The sequence below is a fragment of the Syntrophomonas sp. UBA5494 genome, from assembly GCF_002426325.1.
In genome coordinates this window covers 1-4,430 of sequence record NZ_DIPG01000110.1, presented here as the reverse complement: position 1 = coordinate 4,430, position 4,430 = coordinate 1, and the positions used below count along the sequence as shown (strand labels likewise).

General features: G+C 49.8%; 4 protein-coding genes. All 4 read left to right on the top strand.

Going from position 1 to position 4,430, the window contains the following annotated elements; translation table 11 throughout:
• Positions 1–79: 79 nt before the first annotated feature.
• Positions 80–1,018 (top strand): thiamine pyrophosphate-dependent enzyme, encoded by a 939-nt coding sequence (locus B3W37_RS12150; protein ID WP_483175967.1) that lies wholly within the window; start codon positions 80–82, stop codon positions 1,016–1,018.
• Positions 1,019–1,157: 139 nt separating this feature from the next.
• A complete protein-coding gene (locus tag B3W37_RS12145; RefSeq protein ID WP_483168581.1) occupies positions 1,158–2,657 on the top strand; it encodes a spore germination protein in 1,500 nt (499 codons plus the stop codon).
• Between the two features lie 20 nt (positions 2,658–2,677).
• On the top strand, positions 2,678–3,892 hold the full coding sequence (locus tag B3W37_RS12140) for a Ger(x)C family spore germination protein (RefSeq protein WP_483175965.1): 1,215 nt from the start codon (positions 2,678–2,680) through the stop codon (positions 3,890–3,892).
• Between the two features lies 1 nt (position 3,893).
• The coding region (locus B3W37_RS12135) for a GerAB/ArcD/ProY family transporter (RefSeq protein WP_483175963.1) at positions 3,894–4,430 on the top strand (537 nt) is incomplete at its 3' end.

Genomic DNA, 4,430 nt, shown 5'->3' with positions numbered 1-4,430 from the left:
CCCGCCGCTTCATGGCCGCCGAGATTCGGGCCATGATGGATGAATAAAGCGCCCGGACCATGAAAGGAATGGATGAGATATGACTACCAGTATTAAAAAACTGCCGGATATTGAGCAGGTTTTAAGCGGCAACGGGGCCTGCGGCGGCTGCCCCGCCACCATGGCCTTGCGCATGGTGGGCAAAGCTTTGGGTCCAAACGCCATCATGCTCTTGACCCCCTCCTGTTCGGTGGCCAGCATGGGCATGACCCCCAAACTAGGCTACAACTGGCCTTGCATTAATATTACCTTTGCGTCGGCTGGCTCTTCGGCCTCCGGTATCAGCCACGCGGTTGAAATATTGCAGGAAAAGGGCCGCCTGCAAGGCGAGCTCCCTACCGTATTCAGTTGGGTGGGCGATGGCGGCACCTATGACATCGGCTTCCAGGCGCTTTCAGCCGCAGCCGAGCGCAACGATAATATCATTCATTTTTGCTATAACAACGAAGCCTACAGCAACACCGGCGTACAACGCAGCGGCGCCACCCCGCGCGGTAGCTTCACCACCACCACTCCAAGCGGCAAGCGCCAGCCCAAGAAAAATATGGCCCTCTTGATGCTAGAGCACAATATTCCCTACGTGGCTACCGCTACCGTGGCTTATCCCGGCGACCTGTACGACAAGGTGGTAAAAGCCAAAAACATTCCCGGCATGAAATACATTGAAATTCTGGCCCCCTGCTATTTAGGCTGGCAGTTCGATATGCCTGAAACCGTGCAGATGAGCCGTATGGCTGTGCGCAGCGGCGCCTGGCTGTTATGGGAAGCGGAAAACGGCAAAATCAGCTTTAACAACCCCAGTTCACTTATCATCAACGGCAAGAAAGACGCTGCCCCGGTAGATCAATACTTAATGAAGCAGGGCCGCTTCAACCGCTTGCTTAAAGGCCCTGATGCTAAAGAGCGCATCGCCGAAATTCAAGGCGACATTGATCGCGAGATCGCTTTTATGCGGGAACGGGCCAAGATTACCATTTAAACCTGTAGTAAGACCTTCTCCCTGGGACACCGGGGCGGGCATATGTCCGCCCCTTTTGTATTTTCCAGGCGGGTATTGGGCAAACAATATTATGTAATATTATGAAGACCTGATCATTTTGAGAATTTGGTGGATAATTTTGGAGCAGAAGATAAGCGGAGATTTGCGCAAGGACGAGCAATATTTGATCACTACCATTGGTCAGGGTTTGGATACTCAGTACCGTCATCTGCTTATCCCTGCCCTGGATAGCTGCAGTGCGCTTATCGTATACATTAAAGGCCTGATCAATATCACCGAACTTGAAGATGCCATTATCAGACCATTGACCGTACCAAATCGCATCGGAACCGAAAAACGGGTCAAAAAAATCACCCTGCCCGACTTCATAAAATCATCTCTGTTCATTGCGGGGATAAAACCGAGCCAGAACTGGACCGAAATTTGTGATGCCATCGTTTCCGGGAATTCAGTACTGTTTATAGACAAATATCCCGGCGCTTTTATCCTGGCCAATACCGGTTGGGAGTCAAGAACCATCAGCGAACCCACCTCGGAAGTGGAAATAAGAGGCCCCAAGGACAGTTTTGTGGAAGACCTGGTGCCTAATATGGCATTGATCAGACGGCGCATCAGAGACTACGGTCTGCGTTTTGAGGCCATGCGCCTCGGTGACCGGACTAAAACCGATATCGCTCTGGTATACATAGAGGGTCTGACTAATGATGAGATATTGACAGAATTGAGAACCCGTCTGGGAAAGATTAAAATCGACGCCATTATAGCCAGCAATACTATTGAAGAGCTAATCGAAGATTCCAAGTATTCCATATTCCCCAAAATGCTGCGCACCGAAAGGCCTGACAAGGCCACAGCGGCATTGTTGGAAGGAAGAATCGTGCTCATAGCCGACAATACGCCCTTTGTAGTAATCGCCCCCACGATCTTCTGGCATTTTTTGCAGTCCCCTACTGATTATTATGAGAAATATATTCTGGGCACTTTTTGGAGATGGATCAGGCTCCTGGCTATGTTTCTGGCCGTATCCAGCTCATCCGCCTATGTGCTTTTAACATCATTTCATCAGGAAATGCTGCCGACTTCGCTGGCTTTAAAAATCGCTGCCGACCGGCAAGGAGTGCCTTTCCCGGCAGCCATAGAAGCATTCATTATGGAAATCCTATTGGAAGTAATGAATGAAGCCGGGCTGCGGCTTCCCAAAGCCCTGGGACAAACCGTAAGCATAGTGGGAACCCTGGTGATTGGCCAGGCCGCAGTTCAAGCCGGTTTGATAGGGCCGGCACTGGTTATCGCAGTTGCTACCGGGGCTATTGCATCCTATGCCATCCCCTCTTTTGCCATGAGCAATACCATACGTTTGCTGCGCTTTCCGGTGTTGCTTAGTTCTGCTCTATTCGGAATCTTCGGATACCTGGGGGCAATTATTTTTATGACCCTGTATTTGATTTCACTAAGGTCATTAGGTACGCCTTATTACTCGCCCATTAGCCCCTATCAAAAAGATCCCCAAAAGGATACCCTGCTCAGGGCGCCATATACGGAAATGAAAAAACGTCCCGAGACCACCCGGCCTCAAGACAGCGTCAGACAACCAGGCAGTTCGGGTAATAACAACTAATCAGAATAAAAAGGCAGGCCATGATGCGCAAGCTAATTCTTTCAGTATTATTAATCACTCTGTTGTTGCCGGGGGGCTGCTGGGACATGCGGGAAATCAATGAAATAGGCCTGGTTATGGCGGTGGGGATCGATAAATCCTCCCGGGATCCCAATCTATTTTGGGTAACGGTTCAAGTTGCCAATCCCCAAGGCTCAGGTTCCAGCGGCGGCGGAGACAAAGAGAAAAACGAGTCACAGGTCTGGATAGCAAGTGCCGAAGGCAGGACCATTTTTGATGCTATCCGGGAAATCGCGCGTTTTTCCTCCCAGCGCATTATGTGGGCGCATAACAACATAATCGTTGTGGGAGAATCCCTGGCCAGAGAAGATATCACCCCGGTAATCGACTTTTTCACCCATAATTACGAACTGCGTATGAAAACCTGGGTGGCCATCACACCCTTGCAGGCCAGCGACATTATCAAAAGCAATGCCGGCATGGGTAATATCCCGGGCAGGGCCATTACCGAAGTATTCAGATTTCAAAAACTGACCGGCCTGGGTCTGCCCAGCGATTTGCTCAATGTATTTCATGACTTTTCAGATGAAAACAATCATATATTGATCTCCCGCCTCACCTTAAACCAGGCCCTGACTGAAGCCGGTCTCGCCAATGTATCGGAAAATATTGTGGAGCAGATCGAGATATCAGGGATGGCGGTTTTCCACAACACCAGAATGCTGGGGTATCTTTCCGCAGATGAAGCCCGGGGACTGTCCTGGTTTTTGGGCGAAGAGCCCAATTCAGTAATCTCACTGCCCCATCCCGAAAACAGTGTTAAAGCGGTGGCTGTGGAGATGAGGTCAGTACATGCCAAAATCGAATCCCGGCTCAACCAGGATATGCCTGAGTTTACTATAGAAATCTCGGGAACCGGACACATCACCGAAGAAGACATTTCTAGCTCGTTAACTATGGATGAGTTTAAAAGCGCCCTGGAAGGGCTGGCGGAACAGCAGATCGCTACAGAGGTTCGCTCGAGCGTCAGCAAGGTTCAAAAGGAGTTCAGAAGTGATGTGCTGAAATTTGGCAGTACCGTGCATGTGCAGCACAAGAAGGAGTGGAATCAGGACCTAAAATATCGGTGGGCCGAAACATTCCCGGAAGTTGAAGTGGAGGTAGTGGTCAACGTCTCCATCGACTCCAGCACCCTCAATCAAATCCCGCAGAGAAACTATAAGGAGCGATCTTAACATGACCAAAGTGCAAATAGATAGAATGCAATACTTTCTGCTCATTCCCAACCTGCTTTTTCCCAAAGCCATCGGCATAACCGCCGGGGTTACTGCCAGACGGGTGGGAGGGGATGCCTGGACGGCTATGGCCATCGGTTTTGCAGCAGGTACTTTGATGCTCTTGTTGATCGTCTTCCTCAGTTCAAGGTTTTCCAAACTGACCATAATCGGAATCGTGGAACAAGTCATAGGCAAATGGCCGGGCAAGTTGGCGGGCCTGATGCTGGCGGCATTCTTTTCCCTAGGCTTCGCAGTATCTGCCAATGTGATGACTTTGCATCTTAAGGAATATTTCCTGATAGAAACACCCTTCCTGGTTATATGCCTTATCTATATTCTGCTCTGTATGTATGGGGTTATTCTGGGGATCGAAAACATTATACGCTATGCCCTCCTGGGCTTTTTGGGATGCCTGTTGATCAATGTGACTATGATTTTCGGCACTATCGGGGATTTTGAGATGATAAATCTCCTGCCCCTGTTTGACCGCGGGATT

Coding starts and splice junctions, on each gene's coding strand:
- B3W37_RS12140 (WP_483175965.1), top strand. CDS start 2,678: ATGATGCGCAAGCTAATTCTTTCAGTATTATTAATCACTCTGTTGTTG.
- B3W37_RS12150 (WP_483175967.1), top strand. CDS start 80: ATGACTACCAGTATTAAAAAACTGCCGGATATTGAGCAGGTTTTAAGC.